The 18435-nt window shown below is 36.1% G+C and carries 14 protein-coding genes; 12 read left to right on the forward strand and 2 right to left on the reverse strand.

The genetic code is table 11. The features are described 5' to 3' along the window. The first annotated feature begins 106 nt into the window (after nt 1-106). The 9 genes from porZ (at nt 107) to G9Q29_RS01680 (ending at nt 10968) form a co-directional block, all read left to right on the forward strand. Complete coding sequence (gene porZ, locus G9Q29_RS01640; protein ID WP_166132764.1) at nt 107-2395, forward strand: type IX secretion system anionic LPS delivery protein PorZ; 2289 nt, start codon at nt 107-109, stop codon at nt 2393-2395. A gap of 114 nt (nt 2396-2509) precedes the next feature. Next, complete coding sequence (recO, locus tag G9Q29_RS01645; protein WP_166132765.1) at nt 2510-3223, forward strand: DNA repair protein RecO; 714 nt, start codon at nt 2510-2512, stop codon at nt 3221-3223. A gap of 291 nt (nt 3224-3514) precedes the next feature. Further along, a complete protein-coding gene (locus G9Q29_RS01650; protein ID WP_166132766.1) occupies nt 3515-3898 on the forward strand; it encodes a hypothetical protein in 384 nt (127 codons plus the stop codon). A 189-nt stretch (nt 3899-4087) separates the two neighbouring features. Beyond that, nucleotides 4088-4591 carry a hypothetical protein gene (locus G9Q29_RS01655; RefSeq protein ID WP_166132767.1) on the forward strand — a complete coding sequence of 168 codons (504 nt, stop codon included), beginning with the start codon at nt 4088-4090 and terminating at the stop codon, nt 4589-4591. 219 nt (nt 4592-4810) lie between these two features. Continuing rightward, the gene (locus tag G9Q29_RS01660) at nt 4811-5407 is read left to right on the forward strand and encodes a hypothetical protein (RefSeq protein WP_166132768.1); all 597 of its coding nucleotides are present in this window, start codon (nt 4811-4813) and stop codon (nt 5405-5407) included. A gap of 260 nt (nt 5408-5667) precedes the next feature. Further along, nucleotides 5668-6189 (forward strand): FEKKY domain-containing protein, encoded by a 522-nt coding sequence (locus tag G9Q29_RS01665; protein WP_205729815.1) that lies wholly within the window; start codon nt 5668-5670, stop codon nt 6187-6189. A 256-nt stretch (nt 6190-6445) separates the two neighbouring features. Next, on the forward strand, nt 6446-9865 hold the full coding sequence (gene ileS / locus G9Q29_RS01670; RefSeq protein ID WP_166132770.1) for an isoleucine--tRNA ligase: 3420 nt from the start codon (nt 6446-6448) through the stop codon (nt 9863-9865). A gap of 9 nt (nt 9866-9874) precedes the next feature. Continuing rightward, a complete protein-coding gene (locus G9Q29_RS01675; protein WP_166132771.1) occupies nt 9875-10255 on the forward strand; it encodes a TraR/DksA family transcriptional regulator in 381 nt (126 codons plus the stop codon). Nucleotides 10256-10371: 116 nt separating this feature from the next. Continuing rightward, nucleotides 10372-10968, forward strand: coding sequence for a lipoprotein signal peptidase (locus tag G9Q29_RS01680; protein WP_166132772.1), 597 nt, complete (start codon nt 10372-10374; stop codon nt 10966-10968). Nucleotides 10969-11107: 139 nt separating this feature from the next. Here the strand turns inward: G9Q29_RS01680 and G9Q29_RS01685 are convergent, their stop codons facing one another. Further along, nucleotides 11108-11671: a 5-formyltetrahydrofolate cyclo-ligase gene (locus G9Q29_RS01685; protein WP_166132773.1), complete on the reverse strand. Its 564-nt coding sequence runs from the start codon at nt 11669-11671 to the stop codon at nt 11108-11110. 9 nt (nt 11672-11680) lie between these two features. Further along, nucleotides 11681-12658 (reverse strand): succinylglutamate desuccinylase/aspartoacylase family protein, encoded by a 978-nt coding sequence (locus G9Q29_RS01690; protein WP_166132774.1) that lies wholly within the window; start codon nt 12656-12658, stop codon nt 11681-11683. Nucleotides 12659-12794: 136 nt separating this feature from the next. Between G9Q29_RS01690 and uvrC the strand changes: the two genes are divergently transcribed. The 3 genes from uvrC (at nt 12795) to G9Q29_RS01705 (ending at nt 18294) form a co-directional block, all read left to right on the forward strand. Continuing rightward, entirely contained in the window at nt 12795-14591 is a 1797-nt protein-coding gene (gene uvrC, locus G9Q29_RS01695) for an excinuclease ABC subunit UvrC (RefSeq protein WP_166132775.1), read from the forward strand. Nucleotides 14592-14598: 7 nt separating this feature from the next. Next, nucleotides 14599-16953, forward strand: coding sequence for a patatin-like phospholipase family protein (locus G9Q29_RS01700; RefSeq protein ID WP_166132776.1), 2355 nt, complete (start codon nt 14599-14601; stop codon nt 16951-16953). A gap of 183 nt (nt 16954-17136) precedes the next feature. After that, on the forward strand, nt 17137-18294 hold the full coding sequence (locus G9Q29_RS01705; protein WP_166132777.1) for a homogentisate 1,2-dioxygenase: 1158 nt from the start codon (nt 17137-17139) through the stop codon (nt 18292-18294). Nucleotides 18295-18435: the final 141 nt, after the last annotated feature.

Here is an 18435-nt window from a genome sequence, read left to right on the forward strand (position 1 = left end):
AATTTTAAAATGCCTTTTATCATTGCGATAAAAGGCATTTTTTTTTGGCAACAAAATTATAAGAGTTTCGTTTGTTTTATATTTGTAAGCCCTAGGCGCGTTACTTATGAAAAAACAATTTTTTACCATTCTTTTCGTCCTTGTAAGCTGGGCTACTTTTGCTCAAAATAACTTGTCGTGGCAGGGATATTTTTCGTACTCGCAAATAAACGCTATCACCGAAACAAATTCGGCTGTCATTGCTGCTTCAGAGAATGCTTTATTTACCAGAAACGCAGTTAGTAACGAAATAAAAACTACCACCACAATTGACGGTCTTTCGGGTCAAACGATTTCGGCTTTGTTGTACAGTAAAACAGCAAACAAAACCTTAATAGGGTATGAAAACGGTTTATTAATTGTAGTGAACGACGCCGATGGAAGCAAGTTGAATCTTGTAGACATCATTAACAAACAGCTTGCTCCTAATCTCAAAAAAATAAATCACTTTTTTGAACACCTAGGAATTGTTTATGTTGCCTGTAATTTTGGGATTGTTCAATTCAATTTAACAACGCTTCAGTTTGGCGATACTTATTTTATTGGTGATAATGGTGCCGAGATTGCAATTTATCAAACCACTGTTCATAACGGATTTATTTATGCAGCCACCGCTGCAGGCATACGCAGCGCTGCCATTAACAATCCAAATTTAAACGACTTTCAACAATGGCAAACGAGAGCTTCAGGTTCGTGGTTAGGAATTGCCGCGTTTGGTGCTGATTTGTATGCCGTTTCGTCTTCAGGAAATATTCAGAGATACAATCCAGCAACAACTTCATTTACATCTTTTGCTCAACTTCCCGCTGCGGCTGTCAATATGCGCGCTCTTGCTGAGTATTTGGTGTTTACAACCGCTACTTCAGTAAGTATTTATAACAGTCAAATGGTGATGATTCGTCAAATTAGTAGCAATCAAATTCCAGATATTCAAAGTCCTTTTACATGTGCAACGGTGCTGAATAATAACGTTTATATCGGGACCACAGCGAATGGTTTGTACCGTACTTTGATAACGGCAGGCGGAAAATTTGAAAACACAACTCCTATTGGTCCGTCTCGGAATAATATTTTCTCAATGCAAGTTACGCCATCTTCGGTTTGGACTGTTTATGGTGACTATGCCGCTGATTATAACCCGTATCCATTGGATAGTTTTGGGATTAGTAAATACAATTCAGAGGGCTGGAACAACATTCCTTACAACCGAGTTTTAGGAGCGCAATCCATGACAAAAATTATCGTTAATCCAGCCAATGAAGACGAGGTTTATGCTAGTTCCTTTTTTTCAGGATTATTAAAAATAGTAAAAGAAGTCCCTACCGTTTTGTTCAATCAAACCAATAGCGGCTTGGAGTCGCTTACTTTTGGCGGACCTAATTATATTGATATCCGAATCAATGGAACCGCATTTGATAAAACCGGAAATTTATGGGTAACCAACAGCCGAATCAATAACGGAATCAAAGTACTACGCCCCAATGGGCAATGGCAGAGCTTTGATATGAGAAGTATTTTATCGGATCCGCAAGAAAATAATTTTGCAAACATTGCTATTGATCGCAACGGTGTAAAATGGTTGCCTACCAGTGGTGATGGTGTGATTGGCTTTAGCGAAAATCCTTTAAAATTTAAAAAAATTACTAGCGGAGCAGACACAGGCAATTTACCGGTTGCTAATGTTCGAACGGCAGTTATAGACAATCGCAATCAATTGTGGATTGGTACTGCCAAGGGTTTGCGAGTGGTTTCTAACCTTGGTGCCTTTCAGGATGAGGAACAAATTAAAGCCAATCCGATTATTATTGAAGAAGATAATTTGGCCCAAGAGTTATTATTTGAGCAATTCATCACAGCCATAGCTGTTGATGGCGCCAATAACAAATGGATTGGCACTGCCGATTCGGGTTTGTTTTTAGTATCTCCCAACGGTCAAGAAACCAAATATCATTTTACCATCAACAATTCGCCGCTGCCAAGCAATACGATCAATGATGTTGGTATTAACGCTACCACGGGCGAAGTATTTATAGCCACAAGCAAAGGTATGATTTCGTTCAAAGGCACTGCTACCGGTGCGGCTGATGATTTGAGTAATGCTTACGTGTACCCAAATCCAGTGCGACCTGAGTTTACCGGTACTGTAAAAGTGGCTGGACTGATTGATCGCGCTTCAGTAAAAATCACTGATGTGGCAGGTAATTTGGTACACGAAACCATCGCACAAGGCGGTACTATTGAGTGGGATACCACTGCGTTTGGGAAATACAAAGTAGCCTCAGGTGTATATTTAATCTTTATTGCAGTACCAGACGGAGCCGAAACCAAAGTAAAAAAAGTAATGATTATCAGATAATTTGATGCGAAAATTAAATCCTGCAATCTTTCAATCTTTCAATCTTCAAATCCTTGAATCTTTAAATCTTTAAATCTTTAAATTTTTCAATTTTTAAATCTTTAATCTAAAACCGTGCAAGTCAAAACCAGAGCTATCGTGCTTTCCTCTTTAAAATTTCAAGAAAAAAGCTTGATCGTAAAATGTTTTACACTTTCGCATGGACTCAAATCCTATTTTGTTCGTGATGCTTTTTCGAGCCGAAAAGCCAATCAAAAAATCGCTTATTTTCAGCCTTTGACTATTCTTGAAATTGAGGCCGTTCACAAAAACAAAGGCACCTTAGAAAATTTCAAAGAGATAAAAATTGGCACGGCTTTTCACTCCATACATTCCGATATTTACAAGAGCACAATGGCCATGTTTATTTCCGAAATGCTGCACCATTCCATTCACGAAGAGGAAGAAAACGAAGCTCTTTTTACGTTCCTAGAAACCGCCTTTCACTGGCTAGACAATCATGACGAAATTGCGAATTTCCATTTAATTTTATTATTAGAAACTACCAAATACCTTGGTTTTTACCCCGATACTTCAGATGTTGATATGGCTTTTTTCGAAATGAACGAAGGCATCTTCACACCCTTTCACGCCATCAGTTCACTCACGGAGCACGAAACCAATTTGTTCAAAAAACTACTAGATTTAAAATTCGACAACAGTCAAAAAGTCTTTCATGTCATCGAACGCCAAATATTACTCCGCATCTTGATTGAGTATTACAGCATCCACCTCCACGGATTCAGAAAACCCAAATCACTCGATGTTTTAAAAGAGGTTTTCTCCTAAAATATTGGGCGTGCCCCTGCGTGAAAACTCCGGGTCAGGCTGTCCGCTGTATCTTTTATTCTGTAAACTCCATAAAAGGATGCCGCTTCCATCCTTCACGCTCAACCTCATGATAATTGACAGGCAAGTGCAATTTTTGTAAGATTTATTTATATATTAGCAGAAAGAAATACTGCTGTTTGGAAGATGAAGTAATTTATTGTAGATGTACATTTGAAATGGAGTTGCGTTTATATGTGAGTTATGGGAAAGCGTCGAACTTTCATGAGAATTTATAGATTGAAATAAATTATGAAACAGAAATCAAATTTTTTTAAGTTATTGTTTTTTGGATCCTTTGCTGTATTTATTATATATGGTCAATTTGTAAGTTTAAAATTTGAAAAAGATTTAAAGGAACATGGTTTAGTGACAATCGGCAAAATTGATAGCATACGAGAATTTCCAAAAGGAAAAAATATTCACGTTTCATACTGTATAAAAGGTAAAAAATACAATTCTAGCGAAAGTGGTAGTGGTCATACAAATATTTCGAAAGAGAATAAGGGAGAGTTTTTTAAATTGAAATATTTAAAAGACTCTCCTGAAATAGTTAGAGGAATTTATTCTCAAAGAATTATCGACACAGTGACAATATTAAAATCAGGTTTCTCTATAACAGAAATTAAACCATAATTTATTGGCTTTTATATTCATAAAGCCTTTTCATGACAGCTAGTGCAACAGAGTTGAGCAAATGGCTTATTGGGAATATTGTTTTGTATTAGATAGATTTAACAAATCCGTAAACAGGGATTAATTTTATTCGAAACAACATATGGTGTCGCAGCTTTACAGGAAATAGAAAAAATCTAAGAGAAAAATATGATCCTACAAATAACATTATGGAATCAATTTAAATTATTGTCTTTGTTATTAATGATAACTTCATCTTATATTGGCTTGTTAGCATACGCCGAAATACCATTCGAAAAAAGAGCGATTTTAATATTCTCATTACCATATTTAATTTTATTTTTAATTCCCGTAGGTATCATTCATTTGAACCATTATGTCAACAGCAAAGGAATTATTTATAAAATTGATGAAACCGGAATTACAAAGATTGTTAAAAATGAAGAGGAGTTTATATCAAGAGCTAACATAAAAGAAATAACATTTTTTATGACGCCTAACAGATTCTTAAATAGTTCTACCGGAAACTTTCCTTTTGAAGATTATTACTATGCCGAAATCAAAACAACAGACAAGAAAGTTCTGTTTATAAGTTGTTTTTACTCTACAAAAATTGATAAAATATTAGAAGTGAATTTTAAAGAGTTAAATATAAAAAAGCTAAAGACAATTTATCCATTAATAAACGCTTAAAGGTATCGGCCCGCCATCGCGGATTTGAATCCCATTTTCGCGAATTGACAATCTTTGCCGCCAAGTATTAGCTACTTTGCCCAATCGAGTGCAGTTAGGATTTACCTTGTTTTTGCTAAAAATTAATTGATAAGTTAAAGAATGGGCTTATTATGGAATCCAAATTCAAGAGCCGCTAAAGAACATTTTTTGACTGAAAAAATCAAATAAATAAGAATTATGCGAAATAATATTTTTTTAAAACTATTTGTATTTTTAATCTGCTTCTCTTGTAAAAGTCAAAAAAGTCAAGTAAATAGTGATACTGAAGAAATAATCAATGTTCTTTTAGACGATTATGAATCAGTTTATTTAATTAAAGAAACCTACTTCAATGACAGTTCCTTTCATCCTATTAATGTTTTAAATCCTTATTATAGAGCATATGCCTATGGCATAATGATAAAAAGTCCAGCAGAAAAAGAAAACAATATTGCTTACAATGTATTTTTAAAAAATATAGATGGCCTCATTTCAAAAATTGAACTTGATGAAATGAATCAAAAGTACAAATCCTGGACTATTAACGAATGGGAAGAATCTGATCTAAAAAACAGTAAAGTAAAACTTATTTTATTACAAGAAAGCAAAAAGATTAAGGACTCCATACCAACAGTAATTTTTTCAGAACCTCTTTTTACAAAAGACCAAAAAAAAGCAATTATTCATGTAACCTACCTTAAGAATAAGACTGGATCAAGTGGTATTCTAATTATGGTTAAAGAGAATGGAAAATGGATTAAAAAAGGAGGAATTGCTGATGGAACAATAGGGTGATGTAACTCGCTAGCGCGATTTTTCAATTCGTAATCACAAGTATTAGCTACTTTGTCCAACCGAGAGCAGTCGAGATTTGCTTGCCTTTTTGTAACCATGGATTAATTAATTTAGTAACCAACTCGCTCTAGTAAAAGAATTTTAGCGAATTTTATACAAGAACAATGCAAAAACAGATAAAATTCAATTATTTGAACTCGATAATACTACTGTTAATAGTATTCGTTTCTATTTTTGGAGATTACGTTTCACCTATTGAAATGAAATTTGAATATTGGTGGAGCACTAAGTATATTGAATGGAAAGAGCTGTTAATATTATTCTTGAGTTTCGCTGTTTTTTCGGCATTAATAAGTTTAATTAAAATTAAAAATTTAAAATTCGTCACTAAGTTTAGCCAAGTCTTTCTCTCGCTAAATTGTCTGTTTTTATTATTCTTAATCTACCATTTTGCCGAATTGTACGTAACGACAAAAAGTCAATTAACACAACGACAAAAGGAAATAATACAAGAGGCTAAACGTGATATTAAAAACGATAATATTACTTATAAATTTGCAGGAGGACTTCAGCTTCCGATGTATTCACTACAAAATCAAAATAGAATTGATAGCGTAAGGAAAAAATATGGTGTTAGATATAGCAACACTGGTTGTATAGTAGATTTGATCGAATCCCAAGCGCAAGAAAAATATTCAGAAACCGTAAAACCATATTTGGAAAAGAGAAACGGAAAAAATTGGGAAGATAGAATGCAAAGTGAAATTGATCGAGTAAAATAAGATAGCCGTTAGTGCGGATTTGCAATCCGTGCCTGCAAAAATTAGTCGCTTTTTCCCATCGAGTGCAGTCGAGATGGTGCATTAGTTCTCGACTGCGCTCGAACTGACAATGAACTAACTTAAACTTGTATTCTAGTTTGTCAAATCGAGTGCAGTTGAGATTCAGTTTTGTCCCAGCATGTAACTTTCGACCTACGGCTTTCAACTTTCAACTTTAATTTACTACTTTCGCATTTCGATTAAAGAAAAGGATAAAATGAGCACAAAATTTACTGAATACAAAGGACTTGACTTACCAACAGTAGCATCAGAAGTACTTGATTTTTGGAAAAAAGAAAATATATTTGAAAAGAGCGTTTCTACACGCGAAGGCAATCAACCTTTCGTGTTTTTTGAAGGACCGCCATCTGCAAACGGATTACCAGGAATTCATCACGTAATGGCACGCGCCATTAAAGATATTTTTTGCCGTTATAAAACTCAAAAAGGATTTCAAGTAAAACGTAAAGCCGGCTGGGATACGCACGGTTTACCTGTTGAACTTGGAACCGAAAAAGAACTCGGAATTACCAAAGAAGATATCGGGAAAACCATTTCGATCGAAGAATACAACGAAGCGTGTAAAAGAACAGTGATGCGCTACACGGATGTATGGAATGATTTGACCGAAAAAATGGGCTATTGGGTTGATATGGAAAATCCGTATGTAACCTACAAATCCAAGTACATGGAAACCGTTTGGTGGATTTTAAAACAAATCTACAACAAGGATTTGATGTACAAGGGCTACACTATTCAGCCGTATTCGCCAAAAGCGGGAACAGGATTGTCATCGCACGAGGTAAACCAACCTGGAAGTTATCGCGATGTAACGGATACCACTGTGGTAGCACAATTCAAAGTAAAAGAGGATAACTTGCCTCAATTGCAACGTATTTTTGAGATAGGTCATATTTTCGAGGATACTTTCTTTTTGGCTTGGACCACCACACCGTGGACTTTGCCAAGTAACACTGCACTTACCGTAGGACCAAAAATTGACTATGTTTTAGTGAGTACCTACAATCAATATACATTTAAACCTGTCAATGTAATTTTAGCAAAGGCATTGGTGGGAAAACAATTTGCTGGAAAATTTACTGAGGTAACTGAGGTTAGCGAATTATTGAATTACAAAGAAGAAGATAAAAAAATACCATTTTTTGTTACTGCAGCTTGTAAAGGTGCTGATTTAGTTAACATTGAATACGAACAATTAATGGAGTTGGTATTGCCGTACCAAAACCCTGAAAATGCGTTTAGAGTAATTACAGGTGATTTTGTTACTACCGAAGATGGTACAGGAATTGTTCATACCTCTCCAACTTTTGGTGCAGATGATGCTAAGGTGGCCAAAGAGGCTTCACCTGAAATTCCGCCAATGTTGGTTCTAGACGAAAACGGAATTCCGGTACCATTAGTAGATTTGCAAGGACGTTTTGTACAAGGTCTTGGAGCACTTTCTGGCAAATATGTGAAAAACGAATACTACAACGAAGGCGAAGCGCCGGAGCGTTCCGTTGATGTTGAAATTGCAATTCAATTAAAGGAAGAAAACAAAGCGTTTAAAGTCGAAAAATACGTACACAGTTACCCACATTGCTGGAGAACTGACAAGCCTATTTTGTATTATCCTTTAGATTCTTGGTTCATCAAAATATCAGAGGTTAAAGACAGAATGTTCGACCTAAACGAAACCATTAACTGGAAGCCAAAAGCAACAGGTGAAGGTCGTTTTGGAAACTGGTTGAAAAACGCTAACGACTGGAATTTATCCCGTTCTAGATATTGGGGAATTCCTTTGCCAATTTGGAGAACTGATGATAAGCAAGAGGAAATTTTAATTGGTTCGGTTGAAGAACTGTACAACGAAATAGAAAAATCAATCGCTGCTGGTTTTCAAAAAGAAAATCCTTTTAAAGGTTTTGAAATCGGAAACATGAGCGAAGAAAATTATGATTTGATTGATTTACATAAAAATGTAGTCGATGAAATTACTTTGGTGTCTGCATCGGGCAAGCCAATGACACGCGAAACCGACTTAATTGATGTTTGGTTCGATTCAGGTTCTATGCCGTATGCACAATGGCATTATCCTTTTGAAAACAAAGAAAAAATAGATCAAAACCAAGATTTCCCTGCTGATTTTATTGCTGAAGGTGTCGATCAAACCCGCGGATGGTTTTATACTTTACACGCTATTGGTACTTTGGTTTTTGATAAAGTGGCTTATAAAAATGTAGTTTCAAACGGATTGGTTTTAGACAAAAACGGACAAAAAATGTCCAAACGTTTGGGCAATGCTGCAGATCCTTTTGATACTTTAAAAGAGTACGGACCTGATGCTACACGTTGGTACATGATTTCAAATGCTAACCCTTGGGATAACTTGAAATTTGACCTTGAAGGAATTGCTGAGGTGCGTAGAAAATTCTTCGGTACTTTATACAATACGTATTCTTTCTTTAGTTTGTATGCCAATATTGATGGATTTACTTTTGAAGAAGCGGAGATTCCGGTACAAGAAAGACCTGAAATTGATCAATGGATCATTTCTGAATTGAATACTTTGATAAAAGAAGTAGATGGTTTTTATGCTGATTATGAGCCTACAAAAGCAGCGCGAGCTATATCAGAATTTGTTCAAGAAAACCTGAGTAACTGGTACGTTCGTTTGTGCAGAAGACGTTTTTGGAAAGGCGAGTATGCGCAAGATAAAATTGCGGCTTACCAAACTTTATACAGCTGTTTGTTGGCCGTAAGTAAACTGAGTGCGCCAATTGCACCGTTCTTTATGGACAAACTTTACAGAGATTTAACACAAGCAACACAGACAGAAAAGTTTGACAGTGTACATTTGGCGGAGTTCCCGGTAGCGGTTGACAACTATGTTAATAAATCGTTGGAGAGTAAAATGCAGAAGGCACAAACCATTTCATCATTGGTATTATCACTCCGTAAAAAGGAAATGATTAAAGTGCGCCAACCATTGCAAAAGGTAATGATTCCGGTACTTGACGAGGCACAAAGAGCCGAAATCGAAGCGGTTTCTGACCTGATAAAAGCAGAAGTAAACGTTAAAGAAATCGTGCTTTTGGATGATGCTTCTGGAGTTTTGGTAAAGCAAATTAAACCTAATTTCAAGGCGCTCGGACCGCGTTTTGGTAAAGATATGGGATTGATTTCCAAGGAGATACAAGGGTTTTCTAAAGAGCAAATTGCACAATTGGATAGAGAAGGAAGCCTTGATATTGTAATTGCAGGAAATACCGTAACTTTAACCTTAGAAGATGTGGAGATTACTTCGCAAGATATCGAAGGCTGGTTGGTTGCAAATGCAAACGGAATTACGGTGGCGCTTGATATCACAATATCGCCAGAATTGAAGCAAGAAGGAATTGCGAGAGAATTGGTAAATAGAATTCAAAACATTCGTAAAGATTCTGGATTTGAAGTTACAGATAAAATTAAAGTCTATTTGCAAACAGAAACAACTTTGCAAGAAGCTGTACAAAATAATGAAGCATACATAAAATCAGAGACATTGACTGAAGTGCTTCTTTTTGAAGATAATTTGGAAAATGGAACTGCTATTGAATTTGACGAAATAACAACCAAAATAGTAATTACTAAATAAAAAAAAACCATGGTAGATGAAGCAACACGATACTCTGACGCTGATTTAGCAGAGTTCAAAGATTTGATTCTAAAAAAAATTGAGAAAGCGCAATACGATTTGGATTTGATTAAAAGTGCTTACATGAACGATTTGAATAACGGTACTGATGATACTTCACCTACATTCAAAGCTTTTGAAGAAGGCAGCGAAACCATGTCAAAAGAAGCGAACTCACAATTGGCTATTCGCCAAGAGAAATTTATTCGTGACCTTAAAAATGCACTTTTCCGTGTCGAAAATAAAACTTACGGCGTATGTAAAGTAACCGGAAAATTGATCAGCAAAGAACGATTGATGATTGTTCCTCATGCTACAATGAGTATCGAAGCAAAAAATTTACAGCGCTAGTTCGAAACGAAATACAAACTATTAATTCCAAATTCCAACACTAATTGTATCAATTATTGGAATTTGGAATTTAATTTTTAGATTTTGCCTATTTTTGGCAGCATAAAACTTTTAAAATGTCATTACAAAGAGCCTATTTACTTATTTTTATCTTGTTGCTAGTTGATCAAGCTTCAAAAATTTATATCAAAACCAATTTTCTATTAGGTCAAGAAGTAGAAGTGTTTTCATGGTTTAAAATACTTTTCATTGAAAATGAGGGTATGGCTTGGGGTGTAAGAATTCCAGGAGCGTACGGAAAATTATTTTTGACTCTTTTTAGAATTGGTGCTGTGGCAGGTATTGGATATTGGTTATGGGATTCGATTAAGAAAAAAAGTTCTAACTATTTAATTGTTGCTATTGCTTTAATTTTAGTAGGAGCATTTGGAAATATTTTAGATTCTGTGTTTTACGGCGTAGTCTTCAACGACAGTCAACAACAATTGGCTACGGCATTTTCTGATCAACCTTACGGAACTTGGTTTCACGGTAAAGTAGTTGATATGTTTTATTTTCCGATTTGGCATGGTAATTTACCTAGTTGGTTGCCAATTTGGGGAGGTAAAGAATTTACTTTTTTCAATGCTATTTTTAATGTAGCTGACATGGCTATTTCAACAGGAGTGGGAATCTTGATTTTCTTCAACAAAAAGGCATTTCAAAACAGCTAGGATTAAAGCTGTTCAAAATATAAAAAAAGACCTGTTCATAATTTGAACAGGTCTTTTTTATTAGTTTATATTTTGTCCAGGAGCATAACACTTTCGACAAATCTTGAATATTATCTTTTGCTAGAGTAATGATTAAAAATTAAAATGAGTGAATACTATTCGGAGTCACACAATAGTTCAGTTGTATATCGCCTTCAAAAACATCTTCAATAATTTCCTCAGGTTCAAAAAACGACAATCCAATTTTGATTACATCGGGTTTACATTCCGCTAGGAATTTATCGTAAAAGCCTTTTCCGTAACCCACGCGATTTCCTTTTTTGTCGTAAGCCAAAAGGGGAACAAAAACCACATCAATTTTATGGGAAGGAACTTCAATTCCGTCAACAGGTTCCGGAATATTGTATTCGTTTTTCTTTATTTTGGTATTGTCAGTCAGCAGAAAATGCGTCATTGTGCGCGTTTCGAAATCAGCTTTAGAAACAATTATTTCCTTGTCTTTGCCGGCTAATGTGTGTAAAATAAATTCGGTATTCACTTCGTTTTGCTCTGTAATAGGCAAAAAAACATGAAAGTAAGTGCGTTCCCAAATAGGAAGTTGCAACACTTTGTTGGCAATAGTAAGACTCATTTCCTCCAGCTGTTCCTCTGAAAGTTGTTTTCTAAGTTCTTTATATTTTTGTCGTAATGTAGTTTTGTTCATTGTTATATTTTATTCGTCTTCTTCGCCAGCAACCACATTTGATAAGTGGTAAATAGCATCACCTTCGTACACAATAGGTGCGTGGTTGGCATTGATGATGTAGCCGTCGTTGGGCGCTTTTACTTTGCGTTCAAATTTACCATAAGGGTCGGTGATAGTAGCTAAAATAGTTCCTTTTTTTACAAAAGTACCTACGGTGTCAAAATCTTGCAAGAGACCAGAACATTTAGCTCTTATCCAACCTGATTTGTCAATATAAATGGTGGGGGATTTTTGTGGAATCACGCGGTGTTTTGGCCCTAACATATCCAAATAAGCAAGTAATCGAATAGCGCCATTCACACCCTCTGTGGCTATGCTTTTGTTAATGTCTAAAGATTTTCCGCCTTCAAAAAGCAGCATTTTTACATTCATTTTTTCACTTGAACTTCTAAAAGATCCGGTAATATTTCTCGAGTACAATGTAAACGGAGCATCAAATACATCGGCAAGAATTTTTAAATCTGGATTGTTGGGTGCAATGCGTATTTGCGGCGCGTTAAACCTACTAGCGCCACCGGCATGAAAATCTACAGCATAATGAACTAAAGGCAAAATTTCAGTCAGAATATGAAAAGCAAATCGGCTAGCCAATGATCCTGATTTGCTTCCTGGAAAAACGCGATTTAGGTCGCGACCATCTGGAAATTCACGAGATTTATTCACAAAACCATACACATTGATTATGGGAATGCAAATAATGGTACCTATCTTGGGTTTGTTTATTTTTTTGTGAATCAGTTGACGAACAATTTCAACTCCGTTAATTTCGTCCCCGTGAATTCCTGCAGAAAATAGCACTACGGGACCTGGTATTTTAGAGCGGCGAACAATAATAGGTATATTGAGTTTGGTCGTGGTATGTAGGCGCGCAATCTCAACGTTGATCGTTTTATTCTCTCCAGGAGCAATACTTTCGCCAAAAAGGGTAATAGAGCGTGTATTCATTGTGTATACAAATTCTTGAAAAGATAAAAATAAGGATAATAATAGGTTAAGCTCGCATTTTATTTGAATTATTTTGCAGCTTGTAAATAAACTACAATGATTTCTATTTCGTAATTTTGAAGAATAAATTTGTTACATGACTCCACCTGCTTTAGCCCTTCAAATACAGACCTTGCCCGACAATCCTGGTGTATACCAATATTACGACAAGGAAGGTAAAATTTTATACGTTGGTAAAGCTAAGAATCTTAAAAAACGCGTTTCGTCCTACTTCAATAAAGTGCATGATGCGGCCAAAACAAACGTGCTAGTTAAAAAAATTGTAACCATAAAACACATTGTGGTTCCTACCGAGACGGATGCCTTATTGTTAGAAAACAATTTGATCAAAACCTTACAGCCGCGTTATAATGTACTGCTGCGCGATGATAAAAGTTATCCTTGGTTGTGCATCAAAAAAGAACCTTTTTCACGCATATTTGCCACTCGCAGAATGGTGAAAGATGGCTCGGAATATTTTGGTCCGTACACCAGTTTCAAAACAGTTTCAACCATTTTAGAATTGATAAAAGAACTTTATCCATTGCGTACCTGCAATTACGATTTGAACAAAAGCAACATCGATAGTGGGAAATTTAAAGTGTGTTTAGAGTATCATATTGGCAATTGCATGGGGCCATGTGAAGGCCATGAAACCATAGAGAATTACCAAAAGCAAGTAGATGCTATTCGCGAAATTTTAAAAGGAAATTTCAAAGAAAGCATGAAAGATTTTAAACGCGTCATGACTAATCTCGCGGCCGAAATGCACTTTGAAGAGGCTCAAAAAATCAAAGAAAAAATTGAAATTCTAGAGAACTACCAATCGCGTTCTACCGTGGTAAACCCAAAAATTACCAATATTGATGTTTTTTCGATCGTGTCTGATGAGGCGGCGGCATTTGTCAATTTCTTGCAAATTTCGCACGGTTCCATCATTCGCTCCCACACAATGGAGATTAAAAAGAAGTTAGACGAAACCGACGAAGAACTACTCGAATTGGCAATCATCGAATTAAGAGAGCGTTTCCAGTTGTTGTCTCGCGAAATAATTGTGCCGTTCCCCGTAGATCTTGGCGAAAACATAAAAATCACAGTCCCACAATTGGGCGATAAGAAGCAAATTCTGGATTTGTCAATTAGAAACGCTAAATTTTACCGCATAGAGCAACTAAAACAACTGCAAATTGTAGATCCAGACAGGCATACCAACCGCATCATGGCGCAAATGCAAAAAGATTTACGCTTACCCGTGGAGCCTAGACATATTGAGTGTTTTGATAACTCCAACATTCAAGGAACTAATCCGGTATCTGCCTGCGTAGTTTTTAAAGACGGAAAACCTAGCAAAAAGGATTACCGCCATTTTAATATCAAAACCGTCGAAGGGCCCAACGACTTTGCTTCGATGGAAGAGGTTGTATACCGACGCTACAAACGCCTTTTAGATGAAAACCAACCTTTACCCAACCTAATTATTATTGATGGTGGAAAAGGCCAGTTGTCATCGGCGCTAAAAAGTATTGATGATCTTGGTTTACGTGGCAAAATCGCCATCATTGGCATTGCCAAAAGACTCGAAGAATTATTTTATCCCGGCGATTCAGTCCCTTTGTATCTTGATAAAAAGTCTGAAACGCTCAAAGTTATTCAGCAACTTCGTAACGAGGCACACCGTTTTGGAATCACGCACCATCGCGACAAGCGTAGCAAAGCCGCTCTAAATTCGTCCATAGAAAGTATTCCTGGCATTGGCGAAAAAACCATGCTCACATTGATACAACATTTTAAAAGTGTAAAAAGATTAAAATTGGCTACTGAAAAAGAAATTTCTGAGGTTATAGGAGTATCAAAAGCCAAAAAAATTACCGACTTTTACAACAACACAAAGTAGTTTCCTTATGAGCCTATTCCAGCTATTCGTTTCAAGCGCTCCGCAAAAAAGCTTTTTTTCTACTGCATACCAAGGAGCTTCTACCGTCGCTCTTGCTTTGCAAGAAAAAATAGCTTTTTTTTCGTCGCGGCTTTACACTGCTATCTGGGGCTTTGCGTGGTCTAGTACTTTTCTTTTACTGCTTTTCTCATTTTTTATCGGGAACACAAACACGTTTGCACAAACTAAAAAACCTAAAATTGGTTTGGTATTGAGTGGCGGCGGCGCCAAAGGTTTTGCGCACATCGGAGTTTTAAAAGTATTAGAAGAAGCAGGCGTAAAAGTCGATTATATTGGCGGAACTAGCATGGGCGCTGTTATCGGAGGTTTGTATGCTTCGGGTTATAACGCGGCACAAATCGATTCGATTTTTCAAACCACAAATTTTAATGAACTGATCAATGATTTTATTCCTCGTTCTTCAAAAAACTTTTACGAACGCCGGAATGACGAATTGTATCCACTTATTTTACCTTTTAATAAACTCAAAATCGGAATTCCTGAGGCTTTGTCAAAGGGAATGTACAATTATAATTTACTAAGTCGTATTACGCGAAATGTTAGACACATTCGCGATTTTAATCAATTACCAACGCCATTTATTTGTATTGCAACCAATATCGAAACGGGTGACGAGGTGTTACTTAACAAAGGCAATTTGGCGCAAGCCATGATTGCGAGTTCGGCTTTTCCTTCGTTGTTTTCACCAGTTGAAATTGGCGGTAAAATATTAATTGATGGTGGAGTTGTGAATAATTATCCTATAGAAGAAGTCCGAAAAATGGGCGCAGACATCATCATTGGTGTCGATGTACAAGATGGTTTACTCGATCGAACTCAGCTCAAAGATGCTACGAAAATCTTAGTGCAAATTACAAGTTTGCAATCTATTGATCGCATGAAAAAAAATATCGCCAATACAGATGTCTACATCAAACCGGATATTTCGCAATACGGCGTAGTATCATTCGATAAAGGAAAAGATATTATTCGTAAAGGCGAAGAAGCTGCTTTTGGGGTGTACGAACAAATAAAAAAATTAGCTGCTTCGAGTCAAGTATATCACAAGCCCAAGTTGAATGTGCTTACTGATAGTCTGCACATTGGGTCGATTAATTACGGAAAATTAACGAATTATACCAAAGAGTATGTAAGTAGTAAACTTCGTTTTAAACCTGATTCAAAAATAACTTATGACGGTTTGCTTCGTGGCATTAATAATATCAATGCGACACAAAACTTTAGTGGTATCTCTTATTCATTAGAAAATCAAGACGACAAGGTTAACTTGAGTTTGAACCTCAAAGAAAACCCAACCAAAACCTATTTGAAGTTTGGACTTCATTATGACAATTTATTTAAAAGTGGCGTTTTGGTCAACCTAACTCGTAAAAAAGCGCTTTTGAAAAATGATGTAGCTTCGCTTGATGTGATTTTAGGAGATAATATCCGCTATAACTTTGATTATTACATCGAAAATGGCTTCAATTTAAGCTTGGGTTTTAAGTCTACTTTTACACAATTCAGTCGCAATGTGGCAGCAGCAATTAGTCCAGTTGCCAACGCCAATCCTAATATTAATACGGTAAATGTTAATTACTCTGATTTGATTAATCAACTGTATTTTCAGTCGTTATTTGTTCAAAAGTTTTTAATTGGTGGCGGTCTTGAATTGCAATACCTAAAAATCAAATCAGAAACTTTGGCTAATGTTGATCCAATAGTTGATAACAGCACTTACACCAGTTTGTTTGGTTATCTAAAGTACGACTCGTATGACAATAAGTATTTCCCAAAGAAAGGCTGGTTTTTTTCCGGTGATGTACAAACGTATTTCGCGTCCTCCAATTATACCGGGAATTTTCAACCGTTCTCCATTGCCAAAGGTGATTTTTCTATTGTGACACCAGTTTTCAATAAAACTACTTTTAAGTTCGAGACAGATGCTGGTTTTTCTTTTGGTAAACAAAGCATTTCATTTTTTAATTTTATTTTGGGTGGCTACGGTTTTAGCACCGTAAATAATTTTAAATTTTTATACGGCTATGATTATTTGAGTGTGGTGGGTAATAGCTACATTAAATCTACAGGTACTTTTGACTATGAATTCTTGAAAAAGAACCATGTCAATTTCTCAGCTAATTTTGCTAATATTGGAGACCGAATTTTTGAATCGACTAACTGGGTATCTCTTCCTAAATATTCAGGATACGCAGTTGGTTATGGCTTAGAAACCATTATTGGACCAATAGAAGTAAAATATACGTGGTCTCCTGAATTGCCTAAAGGATTTACTTGGTTCAGTATAGGCTTTTTGTTTTAAATTTAATTTAGTTTCAAAATAATTACGATATTTGTGATAATGAAAACAAATTGGACAGGTTTATTAGAGTATCTACAATTCTTAATCAAGAGAAATCCTGAGTAGCGCACTGTTTTTTGATTTAGAATAACAAAATGAAAAGCCTTCCAGCTTGATCTAGTTGCACTTTTAAAACAAAAAATTATGCCTTTATACCATAAATTAGGGACTTTCCCTCAAAAAAGACACACGCAGTTCGAAAAACCAAACGGTGGTTTTTATTACGAACAGCTATTTGGAACAGAGGGTTTTCACGGACACTCGTCCTTATCCTACCACGTTCACAGGCCTACACAAGTAAAAGAAATTTTAAATTCGTATTCAGTAGAGCCAAAAATTGCCATCGGCAAAAACATTAAATCATTACTCTTAAAAGGGTTTGAATTAAAACCAGAAGACGATTTTTTAGACAGTCGCAAGGCCTTGTTGGTCAATAAAGATTGTACTATAGGTCTAGCAGCTCCGCGCAAATCACTCACACAGTATTTTTATAAAAATGCCGATGCTGATGAACTAATTTTCATCCACAGAGGAAAAGGAAAATTACGTACCATGCTAGGTAATATTCCTTTTGAGTATGGTGATTATTTGATTATCCCACGAGGAATTATCTACCAAATTGAATTTGATACAGAGGATAATCGCTTGTTTTACGTAGAATCATTTGCTCCATTTTATACTCCAAAACGTTATAAAAACGAATCGGGTCAACACTTAGAGCATTCTCCTTTCTGTGAGCGTGATTTTATTTTGCCAAACGAATTAGAAACGAATGATGAAAAAGGTGATTTCTTAATCAAAATCAAAAAAGAGGGCATGTTGCATGAAGTCATTTATGCCACGCATCCTTTTGATGTAGTTGGTTGGGATGGTTACAATTTTCCATACGGTTTCAGTATTCATAATTTTGAGCCTATCACAGGCCGCGTACACCAACCGCCACCGGTGCACCAAACTTTTGAGACCAGTACTTTTGTAGTGTGCTCCTTCGTGCCGCGTTTGTACGATTACCACCCAAAATCAATTCCAGCACCCTACAATCACAGTAATATTGATAGCGATGAGGTTTTGTACTATGTTGATGGCGATTTTATGTCACGCAACAACATCGAGCAAGGTCATATCACGTTGCACCCAAAAGGTATTCCGCACGGTCCTGCGCCAGGAGCAATGGAGCGCAGTATTGGTCACACCGGAACCGAAGAATTAGCCGTAATGGTTGATACTTTCCGACCGCTGATGGTTACTGAAGAGGCTATGGGTCTTGACGATGGTCAATACTACAAATCTTGGGTTGAATAAATAAGTTTTTACCTTGGATTTCAGGAGCTATTTCCTGCTGTACGCTATATCTTTTCCTGGCTAAAGAAGCCAGAAAAAGGATGCCGCTACCATCAGGGCTATGAATACAGCATTTAGAACCATTTTAATAAAATCACAAAT

The organism is Flavobacterium turcicum, from assembly GCF_011365745.1.
Classification (GTDB): domain Bacteria; phylum Bacteroidota; class Bacteroidia; order Flavobacteriales; family Flavobacteriaceae; genus Flavobacterium; species Flavobacterium turcicum.

Excerpts from the sequence above, each read along its gene's own strand:
- porZ (WP_166132764.1), top strand. The coding sequence starts at position 107 with ATGAAAAAACAATTTTTTACCATTCTTTTCGTCCTTGTAAGCTGGGCT.
- G9Q29_RS01650 (WP_166132766.1), top strand. The coding sequence starts at position 3,515 with ATGAAACAGAAATCAAATTTTTTTAAGTTATTGTTTTTTGGATCCTTT.
- G9Q29_RS01655 (WP_166132767.1), top strand. The coding sequence starts at position 4,088 with ATGATCCTACAAATAACATTATGGAATCAATTTAAATTATTGTCTTTG.
- G9Q29_RS01660 (WP_166132768.1), top strand. The coding sequence starts at position 4,811 with ATGCGAAATAATATTTTTTTAAAACTATTTGTATTTTTAATCTGCTTC.
- G9Q29_RS01665 (WP_205729815.1), top strand. The coding sequence starts at position 5,668 with ATGAAATTTGAATATTGGTGGAGCACTAAGTATATTGAATGGAAAGAG.
- ileS (WP_166132770.1), top strand. The coding sequence starts at position 6,446 with ATGAGCACAAAATTTACTGAATACAAAGGACTTGACTTACCAACAGTA.
- G9Q29_RS01675 (WP_166132771.1), top strand. The coding sequence starts at position 9,875 with ATGGTAGATGAAGCAACACGATACTCTGACGCTGATTTAGCAGAGTTC.
- G9Q29_RS01680 (WP_166132772.1), top strand. The coding sequence starts at position 10,372 with ATGTCATTACAAAGAGCCTATTTACTTATTTTTATCTTGTTGCTAGTT.
- G9Q29_RS01685 (WP_166132773.1), bottom strand. The coding sequence starts at position 11,671 with ATGAACAAAACTACATTACGACAAAAATATAAAGAACTTAGAAAACAA.
- G9Q29_RS01690 (WP_166132774.1), bottom strand. The coding sequence starts at position 12,658 with ATGAATACACGCTCTATTACCCTTTTTGGCGAAAGTATTGCTCCTGGA.
- uvrC (WP_166132775.1), top strand. The coding sequence starts at position 12,795 with ATGACTCCACCTGCTTTAGCCCTTCAAATACAGACCTTGCCCGACAAT.
- G9Q29_RS01700 (WP_166132776.1), top strand. The coding sequence starts at position 14,599 with ATGAGCCTATTCCAGCTATTCGTTTCAAGCGCTCCGCAAAAAAGCTTT.
- G9Q29_RS01705 (WP_166132777.1), top strand. The coding sequence starts at position 17,137 with ATGCCTTTATACCATAAATTAGGGACTTTCCCTCAAAAAAGACACACG.